This window comes from Actinoplanes sp. NPDC051470 (genome assembly GCF_040682035.1).
In the GTDB taxonomy this organism is placed as follows: Bacteria; Actinomycetota; Actinomycetes; order Mycobacteriales; family Micromonosporaceae; genus Actinoplanes.
In genome coordinates this window covers 105,320-127,508 of the sequence record NZ_JBFBAA010000010.1, presented here as the reverse complement: position 1 = coordinate 127,508, position 22,189 = coordinate 105,320, and the positions used below count along the sequence as shown (strand labels likewise).

The following is a 22,189-nucleotide window of genomic DNA, read 5'->3' as shown; positions in this document are numbered from 1 at the left end:
CCGATGTGGGGTGCGTGTGAAGCCGCTGTGAAGTCCCTGATCCGGGTGACTGAGCTGGGCAGACGCGGCATGTGTTGGGGGCCGGGGCGCGTTGTGGCCGATTTTCCGTTCGTGGAAACGGTGAACCGCTCCGAGGGCGGGCCCGTAAGTCCCCAGCGAAGAGACATCGACGTCCAGCGACGAGGAGTGATGATGAGTCTGCGTTACCGAAGGGGCAACCGGGTCAACCGTAAGGTGATCGGCGCGGTTGTGATCGCCGGCGTTCTGGTGGCCGGCGGCTTGACGGGTGTGCAGCTCGCGTCCGCCGGGGAGACCAAGGCCGCGGATGTCGTGGTCGTGGACGGGCAGCAGTTCGACGTGTCCCAGTGCACCAAGCTGGAGATCAACGGCGGCTCGGTGGTCTGTGACGGCGAGGAGCTGGCGCCGGTCCAGGACCAGGGCGCCGCCGAGGCCGCCGCCGCGTCGGCGCTGGCCCTCGAGACCGCGTGCGACACCTTCGCGGTCGACCAGGCCGCCGCCGACCAGGAAGCCGCGGGCCAGGGCGAGGAGGCCGGCGAGGAAGCCGGTGGGGCCGGCGAGTCCGCCGCGCCGGAAGCGCCGCCCGCCGCCCGGGCGGCCAAGCACAAGCCGAAGATGGGCGAGCTCCAGCGCTCGCTGAAGGGCGCCGTCAAGCGGGCCAAGGAAGCACGCAAGGCGGCCCGCGAGGCCGGCCAGGACCGCAAGGGCGGCAAGGGCAAGGGCGAGGCCGGCCAGGGCGAAGAGGCCGGCGCCGGCGAGGAAGCCGGTGCGGGCGAGGAGGCCGGTGCGGGTGACGAGGCCGGTGCGGGCGACGAGGCCGCGGCCGACGTCGACGCCGCCCGGGCCACCCTGCTCCAGTCCTGCTTGGACCTGGCCGTGGCCAAGGCCGCGGCGGGCGAGGCCGGCGCGGGTGAGGAAGCCGGCGACGACGCCGGTGCGGGCGAAGATGCCGGTGCGGGTGAAGATGCCGGTGCGGGTGACGAGGCCGGCGCGGCCGACAAGGGCAAGGAAACCGCCCCGGCCAAGAAGTAGGCAACCAGCACGGCGAACGGGCGCGGCCACCACGGCCGCGCCCTTTTCCGTACGCTCGGGAAGGTGAACCTGGACGCCCTGCTGGAGCGGGCCGAGGCCCTGATCGCGATCCCGTCCACCGCCGACCGCCCGGCCGACCTGGCCCGCGCCCTCGACCTGGTCCTCGACGTCGTCGGTCCGGGCTTCGCCGTCCGGCGCTTCGAGTCCCGCGGCAAACCGAGCGCGCTGGTCACCACCGAGCCCGGCCGGCTCGACGCACGAGTGATCCTGAACGGACATCTGGACGTGGTGCCGGGAACCCCGGACCAGTTCGTTCCGGTCAACGACGGAACCCGGCTGCACGGCCGCGGCGCCCAGGACATGAAGGTCGCCGCGCTGGTCCTGGCCACCGTCTTCCGCGAAATGGCGCCCATCCTCCCGTACCCCCTTGCCCTGCAGTTGGTCTGTGACGAGGAGGTCGGCGGCTTCGACGGAACGGCACACCAGATCGAGCAGGGCGTCACGGCCGGTTTTGTGGTGATCGGCGAGCAGAGCGGCCTGCGCGTGGTGACCGAGTCGAAGGGCCTGCTCCAGGTGCGGCTGCGAGCGACCGGGCGGGCGGCCCACGCGGCGTACCCGTGGCTCGGCGACAACGCCCTGACCAAGGTGACGCGGGCTGTCGAGGCGATCCTGGCGCGCTATCCCGTGCCGAGCCGGGAGGAGTGGGTGACCACGGTCAACGTGGCCCGGATCGCCACCGGCAACGCGGCCGTCAACCAGGTCCCGGCCGACGCGACGGCGTGGCTGGACGTGCGCTTCCCGCCCGAGGACGGCCGCACCGGTGAGCAGATCGCCGCCGACCTGGAAGAAGAAGGCGTCACGGTGACCATCGACTCGGTGGCGCCACCCCATCACGCCGACCCCGAGTGCGACGAGGTCCGGCTGCTGAACCAGGGCGAGCTGCTGCGGAAGCACGGCGCCGCGGACGGCCGGTTCTACTCGGCCCGCGGCATCAACGCGGTGATCTTCGGCCCGGGCGGCGACGGCCAGCACGGCCCGGCCGAATACCTCGACATCGCCACGGTCGAGCCCTATTATCGGGCGCTGCGCGAGTTCCTGACCAGGGTCAGCTGAAGTCGGGCCAGGGCGGGAACCCGGTGCCGGACAGGCGGATGCCGCCCCACGGGTCGGGCTCGCCGACCTTGGCCCGGGTCGGTGCGCCGCCGACGATGGTGACCGTGGCCTCGCGGAAGCCGGCCCGGTAGGCGGCCACCAGGGCGTCGTCCGGCGCGGCGCGGCCGGCCCAGCGGAGTTGTCCTTCGAGCGGCTCGAAGTGGGCCGACAGGCGCACGGCCAGCGCGACCGACGAGTCGCCGACCCGGACGATGGCGTTGCCGCGGAAGTCCTCGCTCATTTCTTGACCGTCCAATCAGCCGGTGGGAAGTCGGGGGCCCGGTCGATGCCGGCGATGCCGCCCCACAGGAAGGTGGTCAGGTAGTCGCTCAGGGCCGGCCGGCTGATCGGCTGCTGGCTGCGCAGCCACCAGTCGCCGACCGTCTGCACGTAGCCGACGATGCCGTACGCCCAGGGCAGCGCCGGGCCGGAGTCGAGGCCGACCGAGCGCAACCGGTCGCCCAGGATGCGCGCCAGGCCGCCGGCCACCGTGTCGACCACGTCGCCGACCAGGTCGGGGCCGCGCTCGATGCCGGACGGGTGCACGACGAACCGGTACACGTGCGGGTCGCCCTCGATGTAGGCGAGATAGGCGTCGATCGCCGCGGTCACCACGTCGCGCTCCGCCCGTACCGCGGAAACAGCCGGACCGATCGCGGCCAGCAGGCCGGCCGCCGTCTCCTGGCCCACCGCCTGCCAGAGCTCGGTCTTGTCGGCGAAGTAGCGGTAGAGGACGGGCTTGCTCACCCCGGCGTGAGCGGCGATCGCCTCCATGCCGAGGTCCGGGCCCTGCGCACGGATCGCGGCGATGGCCGCGGCGGTCAGCTCGGCGCGGCGTTGCTCACGATGACCGGCCCAGCGTTGACTGCGACCGTCCGGAGAGTTCATAGTACGAAAAGTAACTGTTACCCGAGGTAACATCAAGAGGAGGACACCGTGGACCGCGAGAAGACCGCCACCCGGTTGCTCCGATCGTCGGCGTCGAACACCTACGACCCCGAGGTCGAGATCGACTGGGACGCGCCGTTCGTCGACGGGCTCTACTTCTGCCCGCCCGAGCGGTGCAGCCTCTACGGCACCGACCTGTGGGACGGGCTCACCGAGGACCAGCGGATCGAACTGTCCAAACACGAGGTGGCCAGCGTGGCCGGGCTGGGCGTGTGGTTCGAGACGATCCTCATGCAGATGCTGCTCCGCGAATACTTCCGGCAGGACCCCACCGACCGGCACGCCCAGTACGCGCTGACCGAGGTCGGCGACGAGTGCCGGCACTCGGTGATGTTCGGCCGGATGATCGAGCGCTTCGGCGCCCCGCACTACCGCCCGGCCGGGCGCGACGACCTGCTGGGGAAGTACGTCGCGAGCACCGCGACCGGACCCCGGATGTACGCGGCCACGCTGATCGCCGAGGAGGTGCTGGACACCTTCCAGCGCGAGGCGATGGCCGACGAGCGGGTCCAGCCCCTCGTCCGCATGGTCTCCCGCATCCACGTCATCGAAGAATCGCGACATGTCCGGTATGCGAGAGAAGAGCTGGCGCGACAGATCGAGCAGGCGAGCAAGCCCCGGCTGGCCTTCGATCGCCTGATCATCGCCAGGACCGCATGGCTGACCGGCCACCATCTGGTTCACCAGGACGTCTACCGGTCGGTGGGCATCGAACCGGCGGTGGGCCGTCGAGCCGCCTGGACCAACCCGCACTTCCAGGAGACTCTTCGCTGGGCGGGGGAGCGGGTCGTCGAGTTCCTGGACGGTCTGGGCCTGATCGACGGCCCGGGCAAGGCGCTGTGGAAGCGCTCAGGCCTTCTTCAGGAAGTCGCGGGCTAACGACGCGAACTCGTCGGCCCGCTCGATCTGCGGCATGTGGCCCGTACGCGGGAAGAGATGGAACTCCGCGTGCGGGAGGGCGGCCCGGGCCGCCTCGAGATGCGCGGCCGGCAGGATCAGGTCCTTCTCGCCCCAGACGACCAGGGTCGGCGGGTCGAGCTCGGCGACCCGGGCCAGGAGGTCGGTCCGCCAGCGCGGATGCACGCCCCGGAACCCGCCGAGCGACTTCGCCGTGGCCAGGAAGTGCGCGGCGTACGAGGGACGGGCGGCGACGCGAAGCCCGAACTCCACCCGCTCGTCGGTGACCAGCGACCGGTCGACGAACAGGCTCCGCTCGACCCGCGTCGAGGCGCGCCGGTCGAAGCGCCGCATCAGCTGCCGGCCCAGCCCCGGGATGGCCAGGATGCGCAGGGCCATGGTGACCTCCCGGCCGAACCCGGCGCTCGCCACCAGGGTGAGCGACCGCGCGATCTCCGGCTCCCGGCACACCATGCGCATGGCCACGGCCCCGCCGAGCGAGCTGCCCATCAGGTGCACCGGCCGTTCGACACCGAGCACGGCCAGGGTGTCCTCGACGCCGGCGGCCAGGCCGTCCAGGCTGGGCGGTCCCGGGAGCGGGTCGCTCAGCCCGAAGCCCGGCAGGTCGACGCTGACCACCCGGTAGTCGTCGTCGAGCCGCTCGTGCTGCGGCGCCCAGTCCTCCAGGCTGCGGGCGATCCCGTGCAGCAGTACCACCGTCGGCGCGCCCGGATCGCCGGAGACGCGGGCGCGGATGCGGGCGCCGTGCACCTCCACCTCGCGTACCGTCATGATCGTGTCGCCAGCCGCATCAGCCGGCCGATCACCTTCATGTGCGAGACCGGCATCAGGCGCGACAGCGCCGTCGGCAGCTTGGCGCTCGAGGCGATCAACACCCGCGCCTTCCGGCGGGCCACGCCGTCCAAGATCTCGGCCGCGGCCTTCTCCGGCGGGTACGACAGCAGCCGGCGGAAGCGCTCCCGCTCGTCACCCCGGATGCCCGCCGGCACGTTGCTGCCGACCCGGGCGTTCTCGGCGATCTTGGTGCGCACCCCGCCCGGATGCACGGTCGTCACCCCGACCCGGCCTTCCAGCTCCGAGCGCAGCACCTCGCTGAAGCCGCGCAGCCCGAACTTGCTGGTGCTGTAGGCGGCCTGGCCCGGCGGCGCGATCAGCCCGTACAGGCTGGAGACGTTGACCAGGTGGCTGCCCTCGACCGCGAGCAGGCACGGCAGCAGCTCGTGGGTGAGCCGGACCGGCGCGCGCAGGTTCACGTTCAGCACGGTCTCGAACTCGTCGATCGTGACCTGCTCGAACGTGCCGCCCAGGGCCATGCCGGCGTTGTTGATCAGCAGCCCTATTCGCGGGTGATTCGCCCTGATCTCCACGCCCAGGGATGAGGCCGCGGCCGGGTCGGAGAGGTCGGCGATGTGGGTTTGCACGGTTCCTTCAACCCGTGAAGCGACCGCTTTCAGCCCGACTCCGTCCTTGTCGACGAGCACCAGTTCGCTGCCGCGGCGCGCCAGGTCGTACGCCAATTGCTCGCCGATGCCGGACGCGGCCCCGGTGACCACCGCGGTCTTTCCCCTGAAGACATACGGATTCATGCGGCTGCTCCTACCCGGGCGCGCTTGCGCGTGAACGTCATACCGCGGCGGATGTCCGCGCGCGGCGAGCGGAACAGGTCGTAGATGTAGTTCTGCTTCACCGTCCACGGGTCGCGTACACCCTGCTGCATGAAGTACGGCAGGGCGCGCTGCACGTACCCGGAGGAGAAGTCGAGCAGCGGGCGCCTCGGCCCCGGCGGGTCCGGCTCCGGCGTCGCCACGGCGTACCCGTTGCGGTCCATGTGGGTAAGCAGCCGCATCACATAGCGGTGGCTGAGGTCGGCGCGCAGGGTCCAGGAGGCGTTCGTGTAACCGATGCAGAAGGCCAGGTTGGGTACGCCGCTGAGCATCATCGAGCGGTAGGCGACCAGATCGCGGGGCCGGATCGGCTTGCCGTCCACGGTCAGCGCGATGCCGCCGAGGGGCAGCAGGCTCAGGCCGGTCGCCGAGACGACGATGTCCGCGGGGATGACCTCTCCGCTGCTGATCTTGATGCCGCGGGCCACGAATCGCTCGATCGTGTCGGTCACCACGGACGCTTTGCCGCCTCTGATGGCTTCGAACAGGTCGCCGTCCGGGATCACGCACAGCCGCTGGTCCCACGGCTGGTAGGAGGGCTTGAAATGCTTGTCCACGTACGCCTCGTCGCCCAGCCGTCCCACCGCGAACTTCCGCAGCAGCGCCTTCACCCGCTCCGGTCGCCGCCGCGCGAGCTGGTAGAAGCCCTGCTGCATGGCCACGTTCCGGGCACGGACGATCTTGTGGGCCGCGCCGGCGGGCAGGCGACGCATCAGCGCCGCGGCCATCTTGTCCCGCCCCGGCAGGATCGTCAGGTACGTCGGGGAGCGCTGCAGCATCGTCACGTGCTCGGCCGTCCGGGCCAGCGTCGGCACCAGCGTCACCGCGGTCGCCCCGCTGCCGATCACCACGATCCGCTTGCCCCGGGTGTCCAGATCGGACGGCCAGAACTGCGGATGCACGAAGGCGCCCGCGTAGTCTTCCCGCCCCGGGAACTCGGGCTGGTACCCCTGGTCGTAGTTGTAGTAGCCGGAACAGGCGTACAGGAACTTCCCGACGTACGTGCCGTTGGTCGTCTCGACCGTCCACCGCCGCGTCTCCGACGACCAGGCGGCGCTCAGCGCCTTGGTGTTGAACCGGATGCGCGGCAGAGCCCCGCCGTCCTCGGCGATCTCCCGGATGTAGGTCATGATCGCCTCGCCGTCGGCCAGCGACCGGTCGTTCCGCCACGGCTTGAACGGGTAGCTCATCGTGAACATGTCCGAGTCGGAGCGGATGCCCGGGTACCGGAACAGATCCCAGGTGCCGCCGAGCCCGCCGCGCGCCTCGAGGACCGCGTAGCTGCGTTCGGGATGGTCCCGGGAAAGCCGCCAGGCGGCGCCCACGCCCGAGAGGCCGGCGCCCACGATCAGAACGTCCAGATGTTCGGCCATATGGTCAGCCTCGTTCACGGGCACGGTGAGTACTTGCCTTTTCACGACAAGTATTTACCCTGGTACGACATGGCGGATGTCGTCCGAGCGGCCGGCCTGCGTGGCCTGCCCGCCCTCGTCACCACCCTCGGTGCCGACGGCGACGCCCTGCTGTCCGGCTTCGGCATCGCCCCGTCGGCCCTGGAGAGCGACGACGCCGTCATCCCGTCCGTGGCCGCGGCCCGCGCCCTGGAGGCCGCCGCGGCCGCCTGCGACTGCGGCGACCTGGGCCTGCGGCTGGCCGGTCAGCAGAACGCGTCGGTGCTCGGCCCGCTGGCCATCGCCATCGAGAACTCCCCGACCCTGGGCGAGGCCCTCGACTGCGCCCGGCGCTTCCTGTTCGTCCACAGTCCCGGCCTGTCCGTGGCCCAGGTCCCCGACCCCGAGTCCCGCCCCGGCGTGGCCGGCATCCGCTACTCCGGCGCCACCGAACTTCCCCCGCAGGTGGCCGACCTCGGGCTGGGCCTGCTCCACCGGGTGACCACGCTGCTGTCCGGCGGCTACGGCCTGCGCTCGGTGCACCTGCCGCACCCGCCCCTGGCGCCGGTCAACCACTACACCACGTTCTTCGGCGCCGACGTCCGCTTCGACCAGCCCGCCGCGGTCCTGCGCGTCCCGCAGACCCTGCCCGCGACCCCCGTCACCGGCGGCGGCAACGAGATGCTCCGCGAGGTCGCCCTCGACTACATGCGCAGCCACTTCCCCGCCCCCGGCCTCTTCATCAGCGCCCGGGTCCGCCACCTGCTCGCCCGCAGCCTCGGCTCGGGCCCCGTCGACCTGGCCGCGACCGCCCGCCAGCTCCGCATGCACCCCCGCACCCTGCAACGCCGCCTGGCCGACGAGCAGGAAAGCTTCGAAGACCTCCTCGACGACGTACGCCGGGCCGCCGCCCATCGCCTGATCACCCAGACCGACCTGCCCTTGTCCCAGGTCACGGCCATGGTCAGCCTGGCCGAGCAGTCCGCCTTGAGCCGGGCGTCCCGTCGCTGGTTCGGCCTGCCGCCCCGAGACCTCCGTCGCTCGTCCCGCTAGCGATCGCGCGGCGCCGGCCTAACCGCGCCGGCGCGCGCGGTTGATCAGGGCCCAGGTCACGCCGGCCGCCGCGACGTAGGGCGCCATCGCGATGACCGCGTCGAGCGGCTGGTGCCGGACGTCGATGCGGCCGCGGCGGGACGACAGGCCGTGGTGGGTCAGCTCGGCCTTCACGCCCGTCTCGGCGATCACGTTGTCCGGGTGACCGCGGAGCAGCGCCGTGACCCGGCTTTCCGCGACGTCGATCCGGTCGGCGGCGATCAGCAGCAGCCAGTGCGCCGCCCGGGCCTCGCTGAACCGGCGGTACGCGTACCGCCGGATCACCCCGGACAGCCCCTTGGGCGGGCAGGAGGTGCCGAACACCGGGGTGAGAAACTTGTGCTCGATCGAGCGCTCCCGCGGCCACAGTTCCGGCTGGCGCTCCGGGAACTCCCAGTGCGCCCCGGTCGCGCCCGGGTCGTAGATCTCCCGCGGCACCGACGGCCGGTCCTTCCGATCGAGGTCGGCGCCCCAGCCCGGGATCCGGGCGCGCAGGTCGTCGCTCGACTCCGCGAGCTGCGGCTTCTTCGCTGTGTAGGTCATGGTGACTCCGGTCGTCAGCTGGGGGTGGGGACGATCAGCGGCTTGATGCAGCCGTCGAGCTTCGACGAGAAGATGTGGTACGCCTCCGAGATGTGCTCCAGCGGGATCCGGTGGGTCACGATGTCGCTGGGCTTGAGATAGCCGTTCCGGATGTGCTCCAGCAGCCGCGGCCACTGGCGTTTGACCGGCGCCTGGTTCATCCGGAGGGTCAGCCCCTTGTTCAGTGCGTCGCCGAACTTGACCAGGCTGAAGATCGGCCCGTAGGCGCCCATCACCGAGACCGTGCCGCCCTTGCGTACCGAGTCGATCGCCCAGTTGAGCGCGACCGCCGAGCCACCCTGCAGCTTGAACTTGACCGCGGTGACGTGCTGGATCAGGTTGCCGTCGGCCTCGGCGCCGACCGCGTCGATGGCGACGTCCGCGCCGAGGTGCTCGGTGATCCGCTTCAGGTGGACGACGATGTCGTCGTACTCGGCGAAGTTGATGGTCTCGGCCTGGGCGAACTCGGCCGCCTTGGCCAGCCGGTACTCCAGGTGGTCGATCACGATCACCCGGCCGGCGCCCATCAGCCAGGCCGACTTGGCCGCGAAGAGCCCCACCGGCCCGGCGCCGAACACCAGGACGACGTCGCCCTCCTTGATGCCGCCCAGCTGGGCGCCGAAGTAGCCGGTGGAGAGGGCGTCGGTGAGCAGCACCGCGTCCTCCTCGTCCAGCCAGTCGGGGATGATGCTCGGCCCGACGTCGGCGAACGGCACCCGGACGAACTCGGCCTGCCCGCCGTCGTACCCGCCGGTGGTGTGCGAGTAGCCGTAGATCCCGCCCACCGCGGTCGCGTTCGGGTTGACGTTGTGGCAGTTCGAGTACAGCCCACGGGCGCAGAAGAAGCAGGACCCGCAGAAGATGTTGAACGGCACCATCACGCGGTCGCCGGCCTTGAGGTTCCGCACCGACGGGCCGACCTCGTCCACCACGCCCACGAACTCGTGCCCGAACGTCGTACCGACCCTGGTGTCCGGCATGAGGCCGTGGTAAAGGTGCAGGTCGGAGCCGCAGATGGCGGCTCGGGTCACCCGTACGATCGCGTCGTTGGGGTGTTCGATCTTCGGCGGGTTCTTCTCCTCGACCCGGGTGCGGTAGGGACCGCGGTAGACCATCGCACGCATCTGACGCCTCCAGTTGGATTCGAAGGCGGCTACCCCGGCATGTGCCGGACAAACGCCTCGGCCGGGAGCGGGTCAGCTGGACGACAACCGGCGCACCGCCTGGCTCAGGACCGCGGCGGCGGCCACGCCTCCGGTGGCGACGGCGGTGACCTGGCGCCAGGTCGGGCGGCCGGGACCGCCCTCGACGCGCTTGGCCGGGCCGAACACGTTGCCGGGGTGGCGGCTGACCGGCTCCCGGGACAGGCCGAAGCGCCGCATCATCGGCGGGACCAGCACGTCGTACACCCGGGGGAGGGCGGTGAAGCCGAACTCGATGAACCGGTTCGCGGGGCCGACCGAGATCTCGCGGCCGGGCTTGTCGGCCTGGCGCAGGATCGCGGCCGCCACCCGCTCGGGGCGGTCGACCGGCGGCGGCGGGCGGCCGACGAAGCCCGCGTAGTTGGCCGCGCTGGTGTAGACCGGGGTGTCGACGCTGCCGGGGGCGACCGTGCAGACCTTGATGCCGGGCGTCTCGCGGGCCTCCTGGGCCAGCGTCCGGGCCAGGCCGCGCAGGCCCCACTTGGCCGTGATGTAGGCCGACATGTACGGCGCGGTGATGTGCGCCAGCAGTGAGCTGCACAGGATCAGCGTGCCGCGCTCCTGGTCGCGGAACTGGCGCAGCGCCACCCGGGCCACATTGGCCGACCCCAGCAGGTCGGTGGTGATCACCCGGTCGAAGACCTCGGCGGGTACGTCCTCGAAGCGCCCGTACGCCATCACGGCGGCCGTGTCGGCCCACACGTCGATGTGCCCGAACTCCGCCACCGCGGCGTCCCGCAGCGCCTCGAGGTCGGCCCGCTTCGTGACATCGGTCGGCACGATCAGGGGCGTGCCCCGGCATTCGGCCGCCACCTGGTGCAGGTCGCCTTCGCTCCGTGCGGCCAGCACCAGCCGGTCGCCCCGCGCCGCGAAGGCCTTCGCCGCCGCCCGTCCGATGCCACTGGACGCCCCGGTGACCACTACGACCCGCTCGCTCATGTCTCCCTGGTACCCGAGTTTTCCGCGCCCAGTCGGCCGGTTCGCTGCATGATCGCGATCCCGGTGGCGCCGGCCGCCCCGATCACGCCGAGGAAGGCGAACGGCAGCCGCCGGACGCCGCCGAGATGGATTGTCGGACAAAGACAGCGACTGTCGGCAGGATCACCGCCGATAGGGTGGGGCCATGACAGCTGATCCGGAACTGCTGCGGCGAGCGGTCGATCTGGCCACCGAGAACGCGGCGGCGGGACAACTGCCGTTCGGCGCCCTGGTCGTGCGTGCTGGTCAGGTGCTGGCCACCGGGGTGAACACGGCGCTGCGCGACGTCGATCCGGCGGCGCACGCCGAGGTCGAGGCGGTGCGGGCGGCCTGCCGTGCACTGGGGACGCTCGACCTGCGTGGGGCCGAGGTCTATTCGAGCTGCGAGCCGTGCGACATGTGCCGGACGGTCGCGCAGGCCGCGGGCATCGCGGTGATCTGGTACGCGGCCGCGGGCGCCGACATCCCGGATCTGCACTATCCGGCGCCCGCCCCGGCCGCCTTCTCGGCGCTGCGGGGCAGCGTCGACAACCCCAACGAGCCCTTCGAGCGTTATCTGGTGGGACGATGACCAAGCTCGGCATCAACGTCCCGAACTTCGGGCCGACCGCGTCACCGGCTGAGATGCGGGACTGGGTCCGGTTCGCCCAGGAGCACGGCTTCGCCCTGGCCATGGTCTCGGACCACGTCGCCCTGACCCCCGACGTGGCCGAGCTCTACCCGCCGCCGTTCTACGACCCGTTCACCACGCTGGGCTGGATGGCCGGGTACGCCGACGGGCTCGAGCTGGGCACGACCGTGACGATCCTGCCCTACCGGCATCCGCTGCTCACCGCCTCGATGACCGCGGCGCTGCACGACTTCACCGACGGCCACTTCATCCTCGGGGTGGCGGCCGGCTGGGCCCAGCAGGAGTTCGAGGTGCTGGGGCTCGACTACGCCGCGCGCGGGCGGGTGTCGGAGGAGTACGTGGCGACGATCCGGGCCGCGCTGCGCCAGGAGACCTACGGCGAGGTGGCGACCGGGCCGGTCCGGCGTACCCCGATCTGGGTGGGTGGCACCGCCCCGGCCGTGCTCCGCCGCGCGGTCGCCCACGGTGACGCCTGGCACCCGAACAACGCGCCGCTCGACTGGATCCGTGACGTCGGTCGGCCCGCGACCAAGGGCGTCGCGTTCTGCCCGCGGATGCGTGCCCGGGTCACCACGGCCGTGGCGGGCGCCGGCCGGACGCCGGGGACGGGCAGCCTCGACCAGGTCGCCGGCGACTTCCGCGCGCTCATCGAGATGGGTGCCGAGTACGTCGTCCTCGACACCAACCCCGACCATCCCCGCGACCGCCTGCCGGCGGCCGAGGACCGGCGCAACCTGGCCGCGCTGGCCGCGCTACTGCTGGCGTAGCCGGTTGGTGCCGTACGCGTCCCAGTGCACGACCTCCTCGAGCGGCCGGCGCTTGGGTTCCGCCCAGCGGCCCTTCGCCGGGTAGCCGAGCGGCACCAGCGCCATCGTGGTCGCCTTCTCGGGCAGGCCGAGCAGCGCACACGTCTCGGCGTCCCGCACGGAGTGCAGCGTGGTCAGGGTGGCGCCGATGCCGTAGGCCCGGGCGGCCAGCATGAGCTGCTGCACCGCGCCGTAGATGGACGAGCCCAGCCGCGGGTTCTGTGACCGCCCGCCGACCAGCAGCGCCGGGATGATCCAGACCGGCGCCTCCTCCAGGTGCTCGGCCAGGTGCTCGGCCGAGAGGTACGTGCGCCGCGCCACCGCGTCGCCGTTCAGGCTCTCCTCGCGCCGCGTCCCGTACGCCTTCTGCCAGCCTTCGCGGTAGTACTCGGCGATCTGCCGCTTCTTCTCCGGGTCACGCACGACGATCCAGGCCCAGGGCTGCGCGTTGCCGCCGGACGGCCCGCGGACCGCGGCGTCGAGCAGCTCCCAGATGATCTCGTCCGGGATCGGGTCGGAGGACAGGTAGCGGCGCGCCGGCGTGGAGTGAAGCGCCTCCAGCACAGAGATGTTCTCAGGGGTCATGCGGTTCAGTCTCGCACTTCGGTAAGGACCGACTGTGCCGGTCACCACTGCACTCGGCCGCCCGCTGACCCATGATGGGCTCCGTGACCACCTCGTTCTCGGCCGACAAGCAGCTCGTGCGTTCGGGCAGCGTGGTGGCCGTGGTGGCGATCCTGCTGGCCGCCCTGAACCTGCGCCTCGCCGTGACCAGCGTCGGTCCCGTGCTGGCCGAGATCCGCGCCGGCCTGGGCATGAGCGGCACGGTCGCCGGGCTGCTCACCTCGCTGCCGGTGGTGTGTTTCGCGTCGGTCGGCTTCGCCGCTCCGCGACTCGCCCGCCGGTTCGGCGCGGCCACCGTGATCGCCGCCGGCCTGGCGGTGCTCACGCTGGGCCTGATCATTCGCGCGTACGCCCCCAGCACGGTCTTGTTCGTCCTGTTCAGCGCCGTCGCCCTGGCCGGCATCGCGGTCGTGAACGTGCTGCTCCCGATGATCGTCAAGGAGCGCTTCGCCGACCGCGCCGGCATGCTCACCGGCCTCTACAGCCTGTCACTCAACCTGGGCGCAGCCGGTGCCGCCGCCGCCACGATCCCGCTGACCGCCGCCCTGCACGACGACTGGCGCCTGGGCCTGGCCGCGTGGGCGCTGCTGGCCGTCCTGGCCGTGCCGCCGTGGCTGGCCCTCCGCTCGCCGCCACCAGGCTCGGCCTCGCCGGACGGTGCCACGCCGACCCGACATCTGCGCGTCATCCGCGAGCCCGTGGCGTGGGCCCTGGCCGTGTACTTCGGCATGCAGTCGACCTCGGCGTACGTCATCATCGGCTGGCTTCCCCAGATCTTCCGCGACGCCGGCTTGACGCCGTCGACGGCCGGCGTGCTCTTCGCGGTCACGTCCTTTCTGGGCGTGCCGCTGGGCTTCCTGGTGACGTCGTACGCCGGACGCGTACGCAGCCAGAGCCTGATCGCCCTCGCCCTGGGTGTGGCCGGTATCGCCGGGTACGCCGGCCTGTGGTTCGACCCCGCCGCCGCCCCCTGGGTCTGTGCGGTGCTGCTGGGCATCGGCAACTGCGCGTTCCCGCTTGTCCTGACCATGATCACGCTGCGCGGCCGCACCCCCGCGACGGTGGTCCGCCTCTCCGCGTTCGGCCAGGGCGTCGGCTACCTGATGGCCATCCCCGGCCCGATCCTGGTCGGCGTCCTGCACGACGCGACCGGCGGCTGGCGGGTCCCGCTGGCCCTGATGGTGGCCCTGATGATCCCCCAGATCATCGGCGGCGTGCAGGCCGGCCGCGACCGCCAGGTTTGACCGCGTGCGCAAGGATGCGTGACCGTGCGCGTCCTGCCCGAGCCACCTCGCCTGCCGAAACCGGCCGGCGCGGTGCGCGCGTTCTGGGCCAGGCATCCGCGGTTGGTCGACTCGTTCGTCGCCTTCGTGTGCCTGCTGTGGATGTTCGACGACGGCGCCGGGCTCCGGATACCGCAACCGGTCGACCCGACATGGGCGGCGGTCACCCTGATCGTGGCGGCCACGATGCTGGTCCGCCGTTCGAGGCCGTGGTGGCCGCTGATCGCCGTGGCGGCCGGTGGCGCCCTGACGACCGATCACTTCATCGGCGTGGCGCTCGCCTGCGCGCTCTATGTCCTCGCCGCTAACCGGTCCACCGGCGAGGCGGCGCTCGGCGCGGTGCTGGCCGTGGTCGCGCTGACCCCTATTCCCTGGCGCGGGAACGGGATCGTCTACGCGGGCATCGCGGTGACCGCGGTGGTCCTCGGCGCGAACGTCCGGATCCGGCGCCGGTACCTGCGGGCGTTGCTCGACCGGACGGAACAACTCGCGCGGCAGAAGGAACAGGAGGGGCGGCTGGCGGCGGCCCGCGAACGCACGAGGATCGCCCACGACCTGCACGACATCGTGGCCCACAGCCTCACCGTGATGGTGCGCCTGGCCGACGGCGCCGCCGCCGTGGCCGACACCGACCCGGACCGGGCCCGGTCGGCCGCGGAGCGGATCGGCGGCGTCGGCCGGGACGCGATGACCGACATGCGCCGGCTGCTCGGGGTGCTCCGCGACGGCGGCGACGAGGAGCCGGCCACCCAGGACCTGGACACTCTCGCCGCCACCTTCCGCACGGCCGGGCTTCCGGTCGAGGTCCGCCGGCAGGGTTCGGAGCCGGCGTCACCGAGCCTGCGCGTCGCCGTGTTCCGCAGCGTCCAGGAGTCCCTGACCAACGCCCTGCGCTACGCCGCGGACGCCCGGCAGGTGCTGGTCGACGTCGACTACCGGGCCGACCCCATCGTCATCGAGGTCGCCGACGACGGCCGCGGGTCCGGAGCGGCGCCGTCGGTGGGCGCCCGGCAGGGCCTCGTCGCGCTGACCGAGAGACTCGCGCTCTACGGCGGTACGGTCGACGCCGGCCCACGACCGGAGCACGGCTGGGCCGTACGCGTGACCCTGCCCCAACCCCGTGAGGCAACCGATGGCTGAGACGACCGTGCTGCTCGTGGACGACCAGGCGCTGGTGCGTGAAGGCATGGCAATGGTGCTGGGCCGGGAAACCGACCTCAGGATCGTCGGGGAGGCCGGCGACGGTCGCGCCGGTGTCGACCTCGCCCGCCGCCACCGGCCCGACGTGGTGCTGATGGACGTGCGGATGCCGGTGCTCGACGGCATCGAGGCGACTTGCCAGGTCGTCGCCCACTGCCCGCACACCCGGGTGCTCATCCTGACCACGTTCGACCTCGACGAATACGCCTTCGACGGCCTGCGCGCCGGTGCGAGCGGTTTCCTGCTCAAGGACGCGCGGACGGAGGAACTGGTGTCGGCGGTCCGCACGGTTGCGGCCGGTGAGGCGGTGGTCTCGCCCCGCATCACCCGCACGCTCCTCGACCACTACCAGGCGGGCCCGCCCGCCGCCGAACGCCTCGTGGAGGACCTGACCGCCCGGGAACGCGAGGTGCTCCTCGCCATCGCCCGTGGCCTGTCCAACCCCGAGATCGCCGGGGAACTGTTCCTCTCCGAATCGACGGTGAAGACCCACGTCGGCCGGGTCCTGGCCAAGCTCGGCGCCCGCGACCGGGTGCACGCCGTCATCTGGGCCCACCGCCACGGCCTGGTCTGAGCCGCCGGCTGTGGTACCGCGGGTGGATGGAGAAGCCGTTCGATCTCCGTAGCGTCGAGGACATGAGACGTCGTTTCCGCGCCGCCTTGGGTTGGTTCGTCGCGGTGTTCGCATCCGTCCTGTTGTTCTTCGCCGCCTTGCTCGGCACCGCGCAGACCACCGAGAACGGGTTGCTGGCCTACGCCGTTGCCACCCTCGTCACGCTCGGCTGCGCGGCCGGCGTGGCCCGGTGGTCGGGATGGCGGTCCGCACGCGTCGGCCTCGCGGTTTCCCTGCTGCTGGCGGCCGGGCTGTCCTGGGCCTGGTTCGGGGCGCCGGCAACCTACACCCCGCTGCCCGACTCGCCGGCCATGCGGTACTGGGACCTGCCGACCGGCTCCCGGATCGCCTACGTCCGAACCGCCGGCGACGTGACGCACCCCGAGCCAGTGCTGCTTGTCCATGGTGGCCCCGGAGCCCCGGCCGGGCCCAACGATGAGTTCGCCGGGCGTCTCGCGGCCGCAGGATTCGCCGTCTACAACTACCAGCAGGTCGGTGCCGGCCGGTCGAGCCGGCTCGATCCGCGGGAGTACACCGTGGCCCGGCAGGTGGCCGACCTCGAAGCCATCCGGCTGACGTTGGCGGCCCCGAAGGTGGTGCTGATCGGCTCCTCCTGGGGAGGGCAGCTCACCGCTCACTACCTGGCCGCCCACCCGGACAACGTGGCCAAGGCGATCGTGGCGAGTCCCGGAGCCATGTCGAGCAACTCCTTCAGCGACGGCAGCCTGACCCCGACCGGCGAGACCGACCAGAGCCGCCAGTTCGCGGCGCACCCCCGCTTCGCGGCGACCTACTTCCTGGGCCAGCTGGGCGGACTACCCGCGGCCCGAACCTTGATGTCCGACCACAAGGTGGACGGCCTGTACCAGCAGTTCGTGCACAGCCTCACCATGAGTTCCGGCTGCCCGGCCGCCACCGGGGCCGCCCGGCCGGCCGCCGCGACCGCCGGTTACAGCCTCTGGGCCAACCTCGCCACCCTCGCCTCAGCCTCGAAAGCCGCCGACCCCCGCCCGGCGCTGCGCCACAACCCGACCCCCGTGCTGGTCCTGCGCGCCCAATGCGACTACCTCCGCTGGGAGGTGACCCGCGAATACCGCGACACGTTCCCCCGGGCGACGATGCTGACCATCGACGGCGCCGGGCACACCGTCCTCGCCGACAAGCCCACCGAAACCGCCGAGGCCGCCGTCGCCTTCCTCACCGGTGCCACCTTGCCGGCCAGGCCGTACGCGGCCGCGGAACCACCTTGGCCACGCTGACGTGCGGGCGGTCCGGCCTCGCCCGCCGCTCATGTGCGGCCGGACGCCTTGGACGACCCGTTCGCCGCGGCCGTGCGCCGGGAACGTCGAATGATATTCGCAGGCTCTTCGAGCGGATGGTTCAGGCGCCGGTTCGGCGCCGTCCCGTCGACGGCAAAGCTGTACCTAGGTACCGGATACCCAGCCCGGCACGGAGGTCGCGGGCAGGCGGGCCGACCGCACCGGCTCGGTGAGTGGCCGGCCCACCCGGAAGACCGCCAGCGGTGTTGCCCCGACGCGGGTGGTGAGGCGGGCCGCGGTCACCGGGCAGTCGAGGAGCTGGCTCAACGGATGCACGGCCAGGCCGTGCCGGGCCAGGGTCAGCCAGGTACGCATCAGGCGCCGCCCCTCCGCGAGGACCGGCGCGCCCCGCGAGGTCAGGACCAGCACGCTGCCGTCATGGCGGAGCAGGCCCCGGCCCGCGAAGGCCAGCAGCGCCGCCACGCCCAGGCGGCGAACGGCCGGCGGGACGTGCAGGGCGGCGGCGAGCAGCCGGGCCGACGGGAGGGACAGGGCGAGCGCCCGGTCGGTCAGGCCGTCGAGGTGGTAGCGCGGGTGGCGGCGGTCCAGGCGTACCCATGAGCGAAGCTCCCAGGTCACCGAAGGGGTCGAGAACATCCACCGGTCGGCCACGGCCAGGTCGGGGGCCAGGGCGCGGCACGGCACGTGGGTCACGCCGGGTTCGAGGCCGGCCAGGAAGGCGGGACTGATGGTGCCGGGGGAGTACGGGCCCCGGGCCACCCGCCGGGACGTGATGTCGTCGAGGGTGAAGGAGGTCAGGTAGGGGCCAGGGGCGGGGATCAGGCGGAGGCGCCGCGGGTCGGACCGGTCGCAGGTCACGGGCAGGCCGGCGGCGGCGGCCACGATCAGGCAGGTTTCCAGGAAGCAGCCGAGGCCCAGGGCGAGATCGCGGCCGGACGGGTCCGAGGCGGGCAGGGCGCGGGCGGGGTCGACGCCGATGACGATCTCGTGGCGGCCGTAGCTGAGGGTCCACGGCTGGGTGTTGTGGGCGCTGGGCGCCCGGCGGTAGACCGGCTCGTACTCGCGGAAGGTTGTCACCCAGCTCATGCGGCACCTCGCTGGTAGAAGGTGTAGCCGTGCAGGGGCCGGCCGGAGTTGGCGGCCGACGCCACGTTGTCGCGTTCCACGAACGTGCTGCGCAGGGTCCGGTAGCCGCCCGCGGCGAGGTTGTGGTGCAGGTGGCGGGTCAGTCGCGAGACGTGGCCGCGGCCCTGTTCGCCGGGGACACAACCCTTGATGACGAGTACGGCCGACCGGCGGTACCGCGACCGGGTGGCCAGCAGCCGCAGTTGGTCCAGCGGGCCCAGCCGGCCCCCGGTGGACATCAGGAACCGCGAGATGTCCGGTACCGCGACCACGAAGGCCACCGGCCGCCCGAAGATCTCCAGCCACAGCAGCAGGCCCTCGTCGAGCAGGTACGCCAAGCCGTCGGTCTGTTCCGCCAGCTGCGCGGCGGAGATCGGCGTGTAGTACCCGAGCTGCGCGAAGCCGGCGTTGAGCATCTCCCGCAGGATCGGCAGCTGCGAGCCCAGCCGTCGGCGGCTCCCGTGGCGGATGACCATGCCGGGGGCGAGCGGTGGCAACGGCGACGACGAGAACGACGACAGGATCCAGGTGGACGACTCGAAGCGTCGCGTGAACCCGTGTCGCTCGTAGAAGAACGGGTAGTACGGCGGGTTCCAGGCCGAGTCGACGAAGCCGCGGGACTCGAATCCGGACGTGATCACCCCGCCGGTCTGGTTGGGCAGCAAGGCGACCGGCCCGAACACCGGCCCGGAGGTGACCGCCATCAGCGCCTCGAAGACCGCGTCGTCGTCGACGAACTCGGTGTGCCCGAACAGCTGCTCCGGGCCGAAGGCTGGATCGCGGTGCACGCTGGTCCGGCCGACGACCCGGCCGGATCGGTCGCGGACCAGGAAGAACCGGGCGACCCGCCGATGACGGGCGAGCACCGGCACCGGCAGCGGCACGTACAGCGAGCGTGGATGCAGGCGTACCGGAAAGTCGCAGAACTCGCGGAAATCGGCACGGGTGATCACCGGCGAGGCCTTCATGAGCGGTGCACCGTCGGGCCGCTGTTCTCGGTGGACAGCGGCGTGAACGTCGGGATGTGCGCCATCGGCTCGTCGGCGGCCCGCCACACGCCGTTGCTGTAGCCGTGCGGCTCGGCCTGGTAGAGCCGGATGAAGCCGCCGGTGGCGTAGCGCTCGCCGTGGTCGGTGACCCAGCACATCAGGTCGCGGTGGTGCTTGGTGCGGGCGAACCTGAGCATCGCGTCCCGGTCGGCGAAGAACGCGATGGTGCCGAGCGTGAACGGGAACCGGTAGTACACGGTGTGCCAGCGGTAGCCCTTCATCCGCTTCATCCGCCGGATCATCGGGCCCCAGGCGCGGATGGTCCGGAACATCGACAGCGGCCCGGTGTAGCGGGTGGCGCCGACGAACATCGCGGTGGCCTGCCCGGCGGGCGGCGCGGCCGAGAAGTCGGTGGTCCTCACCGGACACCGGCCAGGTACGAGTTCTTGATCTTCCCAGCCGTACCCGCGAACGGGCCGGCGCCGAAATCGTGAACCTCGACCCGCAGATCCCCGGCCGACGGATCCTCCCGCAGCGACGCGGCGAAGTCCCGGCTCACCGACGCGAGATGCCGGAGGATGCCGTCGCGGCAGGTCGTGGCGAGCGAAGCCGAAGGCAAAGCGCCGAGCCGCAGCTGGAGGTGAACCACCGGCCGCACCTCGAGATCGGTCTGCTCGTGCAGCGACAGGCAGAAGCTCTCCAGCAGGTGGGCGTGCGGGTTGCCGCTGTACAGCCCGTACTCGACGTCCTGGGGATAGAGATGCGCCCCCAGGTACGAGATCGTGCTGTCCGTGCGCCCGAACAGGAACAGCAGCGGCAGCCGCATCTCCGCCTTCTCAGCTTTGCCGAGGTGCGCCGCCACCACCGGGAACGGGATCAGCCGGCCCTCGTCGCCGACGTTGTAGCGCAGTCGCGGGTTGCGCACCGCCGTCGAGGTGATCGTGCAGAGGATCTCGTTGTCGGCGGTGGTCTCCAGGTACGTCTCCAGCGGGTTGTACTGGAACACCATCGGCAGCCGGTGCTCGTCGGCGCCGAGCAGCGCGGCCCGCAGGGCGGGATCGGTGCGCAGCCGGCGGCGGACCGTGACGCTGAAGTCGGTCTCGCCGGCGATGCCGATGGTGAGGTCGCTGGCGCCGTACCCGGACCGCACCTTGTCGAAGCGCTCCTCCAGGTAGTCGCGAGCGCCTCGGTCATGCCCTCGCCGCCGACCATCCCCGAGACGCGGTAGCCGGCCCAGGGGAACCCGTCGGCGTCGAGCGCGTCGCGGAGATGCTTCAGGAACGGCGGGTACGCGGTGACGATGTAGTCGAACCCGGGCCCGAAGTGCCGCAGCGTGTCGGCGATCTTGCCCAGGTCGGGCCCGGTGTTCTTGACCATCGCGATCCGGGACATCGCCGCGCCGGTGGTCGTTCCGGTCGCCCAGGCGCCCATCGAGTACGCGTTGATCACGAACCGCCCCCGCTTCTTCCGCGCAGGAAAGATCATCGTGGTGTACGCCGCCAGGTTCCGATGCACCGACCGCAGCTCGGCCCGGCTCCGCACCCAGTTGAACGGCCGCCCCGACGACCCGGACGACTCGTCGACCACGCTGCCGACGACGTCGATCTCGCCACCGCGGCAGCGCAGGTGCTCGGGGTACCTCACGACGTACCCCTGCTTGTCGGTCGGCGGGAAATCGCTGAGGGCGAGCCGCTTCCGGGCCCTGGAACCAACGAAATCGGCATAGGCCGGCACGTCGTGCGCCGCGACCCGGCAGGTGAGCCACGCGTGCAACCGCGCAAGGCGGCTGAGACCGGGCCGGAACGTCCGGGCCATCAGCCGCCACACGGCCGGGTGGATGCGGTAGAGCGAGGACAGCGCGCTCAGCGCGAGGCCGGTGAACCGCAGGAGAATCAGCACGTCACCGACGCTATTCGCGCCGCCCGGGGCCCGCGTCGGACCCGCTACTCAACCCTGCTGAGTACGCGGCACCAGAACCGCCACCAGCACCACGGCCGGCAGCAGAGCACCCGTGCCTGGCGCGGGTCGTCCGCGAGGGCGCCGACCACGACTTCGACACCCGCTTCGAGCATGGCGTCAACCGCATCCTGAAGGCCGTCGAAGCCTCCCTGCCTCAGTAACGGTCAGGAACGCTCGGCCCGCTGCCGGACCAGCTCCTCGACCGCGGAGGGCAGGGTGGTCTCGAAGTCGATGAGCTTGGCCCAGGTCGGCGTGATGACGATCCGGACCATGCCGTCGTAGAGCGAGCGGACCTCGGCCTCCCACTCGACCCGCTGCTCGGGGGTCATCTCGTAGCTGCCGTTCATCTGGAGGTACTCGGCCGGGATGCCGTCGACGTCGTCGAGCTCGGCCCGGCCGCGGATCAGCAGGATCTTCGGCGGGTGGACCTCGGTGTCGATGGTCAGCGCGACCATCGGGTTGGCGCGCAGGGCGGGCAGCTTCGGGGCGTTGCGTGAGGTGCACAGCACGATCTCCGACCCGTTCCAGGTGAAGGCGATCGGGATGCTGCGGGGGGTGCCGTCCTGGGCCACGTAGGCCAGCCGGGTCAGGTCGCGGGCCAGCAGCTCCTGGCTGATCGGCTTGGTCAGGATCGCGGTGATCTCGGTGGTTCGCATCTCTGGTGGCTCCTTCGTCGGCTTGTACCCCGGGGACGAAGCCGGC

General features: G+C 71.7%; 25 protein-coding genes. 11 read left to right on the top strand and 14 right to left on the bottom strand.

Annotation, left to right across the window (positions count from 1 at the left end; all coding sequences use genetic code 11):
- The first annotated feature begins 192 nt into the window (after positions 1 to 192).
- Both AB0M54_RS19470 and AB0M54_RS19465 read left to right on the top strand, forming a co-directional pair.
- Positions 193 to 1,050 carry a hypothetical protein gene (locus tag AB0M54_RS19470; protein WP_364472842.1) on the top strand — a complete coding sequence of 286 codons (858 nt, stop codon included), beginning with the start codon at positions 193 to 195 and terminating at the stop codon, positions 1,048 to 1,050.
- A 63-nt stretch (positions 1,051 to 1,113) separates the two neighbouring features.
- Positions 1,114 to 2,163 (top strand): M20/M25/M40 family metallo-hydrolase, encoded by a 1,050-nt coding sequence (locus AB0M54_RS19465; RefSeq protein ID WP_364319335.1) that lies wholly within the window; start codon positions 1,114 to 1,116, stop codon positions 2,161 to 2,163.
- Here AB0M54_RS19465 and AB0M54_RS19460 read toward each other — a convergent pair.
- Together AB0M54_RS19460 and AB0M54_RS19455 are read right to left on the bottom strand one after the other, a co-directional pair.
- A complete protein-coding gene (locus tag AB0M54_RS19460) occupies positions 2,156 to 2,443 on the bottom strand; it encodes a DUF4873 domain-containing protein (RefSeq protein WP_364319333.1) in 288 nt (95 codons plus the stop codon). The two genes, AB0M54_RS19465 and AB0M54_RS19460, sit on opposite strands and share 8 nt — an antisense overlap.
- On the bottom strand, positions 2,440 to 3,090 hold the full coding sequence (locus AB0M54_RS19455) for a TetR/AcrR family transcriptional regulator (RefSeq protein WP_364472840.1): 651 nt from the start codon (positions 3,088 to 3,090) through the stop codon (positions 2,440 to 2,442). Before AB0M54_RS19455 ends, AB0M54_RS19460 begins: the two co-directional genes overlap by 4 nt.
- A gap of 48 nt (positions 3,091 to 3,138) precedes the next feature.
- Here AB0M54_RS19455 and AB0M54_RS19450 point away from each other — a divergent pair, with 48 nt between their 5' ends.
- On the top strand, positions 3,139 to 4,029 hold the full coding sequence (locus AB0M54_RS19450; protein WP_364319330.1) for a diiron oxygenase: 891 nt from the start codon (positions 3,139 to 3,141) through the stop codon (positions 4,027 to 4,029).
- On the opposite strand, the gene AB0M54_RS19445 is transcribed toward AB0M54_RS19450, so the two are convergent.
- The 3 genes from AB0M54_RS19445 to AB0M54_RS19435 are packed head-to-tail and all read right to left on the bottom strand — an operon-like array spanning position 4,000 to position 7,105.
- A complete protein-coding gene (locus AB0M54_RS19445) occupies positions 4,000 to 4,839 on the bottom strand; it encodes an alpha/beta fold hydrolase (RefSeq protein ID WP_364319329.1) in 840 nt (279 codons plus the stop codon). The two genes, AB0M54_RS19450 and AB0M54_RS19445, sit on opposite strands and share 30 nt — an antisense overlap.
- On the bottom strand, positions 4,836 to 5,654 hold the full coding sequence (locus tag AB0M54_RS19440) for an SDR family NAD(P)-dependent oxidoreductase (RefSeq protein WP_364319327.1): 819 nt from the start codon (positions 5,652 to 5,654) through the stop codon (positions 4,836 to 4,838). Before AB0M54_RS19440 ends, AB0M54_RS19445 begins: the two co-directional genes overlap by 4 nt.
- Positions 5,651 to 7,105, bottom strand: coding sequence for an NAD(P)/FAD-dependent oxidoreductase (locus tag AB0M54_RS19435; protein ID WP_364472838.1), 1,455 nt, complete (start codon positions 7,103 to 7,105; stop codon positions 5,651 to 5,653). The genes AB0M54_RS19440 and AB0M54_RS19435 overlap by 4 nt, the downstream gene beginning before the upstream one ends.
- Positions 7,106 to 7,174: 69 nt before the next feature.
- Here AB0M54_RS19435 and AB0M54_RS19430 point away from each other — a divergent pair, with 69 nt between their 5' ends.
- Positions 7,175 to 8,176 (top strand): AraC family transcriptional regulator ligand-binding domain-containing protein, encoded by a 1,002-nt coding sequence (locus tag AB0M54_RS19430; RefSeq protein ID WP_364472836.1) that lies wholly within the window; start codon positions 7,175 to 7,177, stop codon positions 8,174 to 8,176.
- Positions 8,177 to 8,194: 18 nt separating this feature from the next.
- Here the strand turns inward: AB0M54_RS19430 and AB0M54_RS19425 are convergent, their stop codons facing one another.
- From AB0M54_RS19425 to AB0M54_RS19415, 3 genes are all read right to left on the bottom strand, one after another.
- On the bottom strand, positions 8,195 to 8,758 hold the full coding sequence (locus tag AB0M54_RS19425) for a hypothetical protein (RefSeq protein WP_364472834.1): 564 nt from the start codon (positions 8,756 to 8,758) through the stop codon (positions 8,195 to 8,197).
- A gap of 14 nt (positions 8,759 to 8,772) precedes the next feature.
- A complete protein-coding gene (locus tag AB0M54_RS19420; protein ID WP_364319319.1) occupies positions 8,773 to 9,921 on the bottom strand; it encodes a zinc-dependent alcohol dehydrogenase in 1,149 nt (382 codons plus the stop codon).
- Positions 9,922 to 9,993: 72 nt separating this feature from the next.
- Positions 9,994 to 10,938 (bottom strand): SDR family NAD(P)-dependent oxidoreductase, encoded by a 945-nt coding sequence (locus AB0M54_RS19415; protein ID WP_364472832.1) that lies wholly within the window; start codon positions 10,936 to 10,938, stop codon positions 9,994 to 9,996.
- A 184-nt stretch (positions 10,939 to 11,122) separates the two neighbouring features.
- On the opposite strand from AB0M54_RS19415, the gene AB0M54_RS19410 reads away from it, so the two are divergent.
- Positions 11,123 to 11,548 carry a nucleoside deaminase gene (locus AB0M54_RS19410; protein WP_364319315.1) on the top strand — a complete coding sequence of 142 codons (426 nt, stop codon included), beginning with the start codon at positions 11,123 to 11,125 and terminating at the stop codon, positions 11,546 to 11,548.
- On the top strand, positions 11,545 to 12,375 hold the full coding sequence (locus AB0M54_RS19405) for an LLM class flavin-dependent oxidoreductase (RefSeq protein ID WP_364319313.1): 831 nt from the start codon (positions 11,545 to 11,547) through the stop codon (positions 12,373 to 12,375). The genes AB0M54_RS19410 and AB0M54_RS19405 overlap by 4 nt, the downstream gene beginning before the upstream one ends.
- On the opposite strand, the gene AB0M54_RS19400 is transcribed toward AB0M54_RS19405, so the two are convergent.
- On the bottom strand, positions 12,361 to 12,999 hold the full coding sequence (locus tag AB0M54_RS19400) for a nitroreductase family protein (RefSeq protein ID WP_364319311.1): 639 nt from the start codon (positions 12,997 to 12,999) through the stop codon (positions 12,361 to 12,363). The genes AB0M54_RS19405 and AB0M54_RS19400 overlap by 15 nt on opposite strands.
- 83 nt (positions 13,000 to 13,082) lie before the next feature.
- Here AB0M54_RS19400 and AB0M54_RS19395 point away from each other — a divergent pair, with 83 nt between their 5' ends.
- The 4 genes from AB0M54_RS19395 to AB0M54_RS19380 all read left to right on the top strand — a co-directional run bounded on the left by AB0M54_RS19395 (position 13,083) and on the right by AB0M54_RS19380 (position 17,393).
- Positions 13,083 to 14,282, top strand: coding sequence for an MFS transporter (locus AB0M54_RS19395; RefSeq protein WP_364472830.1), 1,200 nt, complete (start codon positions 13,083 to 13,085; stop codon positions 14,280 to 14,282).
- 18 nt (positions 14,283 to 14,300) lie between these two features.
- On the top strand, positions 14,301 to 15,461 hold the full coding sequence (locus tag AB0M54_RS19390) for a histidine kinase (RefSeq protein WP_364472828.1): 1,161 nt from the start codon (positions 14,301 to 14,303) through the stop codon (positions 15,459 to 15,461).
- Positions 15,454 to 16,095: a response regulator transcription factor gene (locus tag AB0M54_RS19385; protein ID WP_364472826.1), complete on the top strand. Its 642-nt coding sequence runs from the start codon at positions 15,454 to 15,456 to the stop codon at positions 16,093 to 16,095. Before AB0M54_RS19390 ends, AB0M54_RS19385 begins: the two co-directional genes overlap by 8 nt.
- Positions 16,096 to 16,157: 62 nt before the next feature.
- Entirely contained in the window at positions 16,158 to 17,393 is a 1,236-nt protein-coding gene (locus AB0M54_RS19380; protein WP_364472825.1) for an alpha/beta hydrolase, read from the top strand.
- Positions 17,394 to 17,558: 165 nt separating this feature from the next.
- On the opposite strand, the gene AB0M54_RS19375 is transcribed toward AB0M54_RS19380, so the two are convergent.
- The 4 genes from AB0M54_RS19375 to AB0M54_RS19360 are packed head-to-tail and all read right to left on the bottom strand — an operon-like array spanning position 17,559 to position 20,678.
- Complete coding sequence (locus AB0M54_RS19375) at positions 17,559 to 18,500, bottom strand: hypothetical protein (RefSeq protein ID WP_364472823.1); 942 nt, start codon at positions 18,498 to 18,500, stop codon at positions 17,559 to 17,561.
- Positions 18,497 to 19,507 carry a hypothetical protein gene (locus AB0M54_RS19370; protein WP_364472821.1) on the bottom strand — a complete coding sequence of 337 codons (1,011 nt, stop codon included), beginning with the start codon at positions 19,505 to 19,507 and terminating at the stop codon, positions 18,497 to 18,499. Before AB0M54_RS19370 ends, AB0M54_RS19375 begins: the two co-directional genes overlap by 4 nt.
- Positions 19,504 to 19,950, bottom strand: coding sequence for a DUF4188 domain-containing protein (locus AB0M54_RS19365; RefSeq protein ID WP_364319299.1), 447 nt, complete (start codon positions 19,948 to 19,950; stop codon positions 19,504 to 19,506). Before AB0M54_RS19365 ends, AB0M54_RS19370 begins: the two co-directional genes overlap by 4 nt.
- The gene (locus AB0M54_RS19360; RefSeq protein WP_364472819.1) at positions 19,947 to 20,678 is read right to left on the bottom strand and encodes a hypothetical protein; all 732 of its coding nucleotides are present in this window, start codon (positions 20,676 to 20,678) and stop codon (positions 19,947 to 19,949) included. Before AB0M54_RS19360 ends, AB0M54_RS19365 begins: the two co-directional genes overlap by 4 nt.
- A 213-nt stretch (positions 20,679 to 20,891) precedes the next feature.
- Here AB0M54_RS19360 and AB0M54_RS19355 point away from each other — a divergent pair, with 213 nt between their 5' ends.
- Positions 20,892 to 21,254 carry a hypothetical protein gene (locus AB0M54_RS19355; protein ID WP_364472817.1) on the top strand — a complete coding sequence of 121 codons (363 nt, stop codon included), beginning with the start codon at positions 20,892 to 20,894 and terminating at the stop codon, positions 21,252 to 21,254.
- Between the two features lie 397 nt (positions 21,255 to 21,651).
- Here the strand turns inward: AB0M54_RS19355 and AB0M54_RS19350 are convergent, their stop codons facing one another.
- A complete protein-coding gene (locus AB0M54_RS19350) occupies positions 21,652 to 22,143 on the bottom strand; it encodes a pyridoxamine 5'-phosphate oxidase family protein (protein ID WP_364319295.1) in 492 nt (163 codons plus the stop codon).
- Between the last annotated feature and the right edge of the window lie 46 nt (positions 22,144 to 22,189).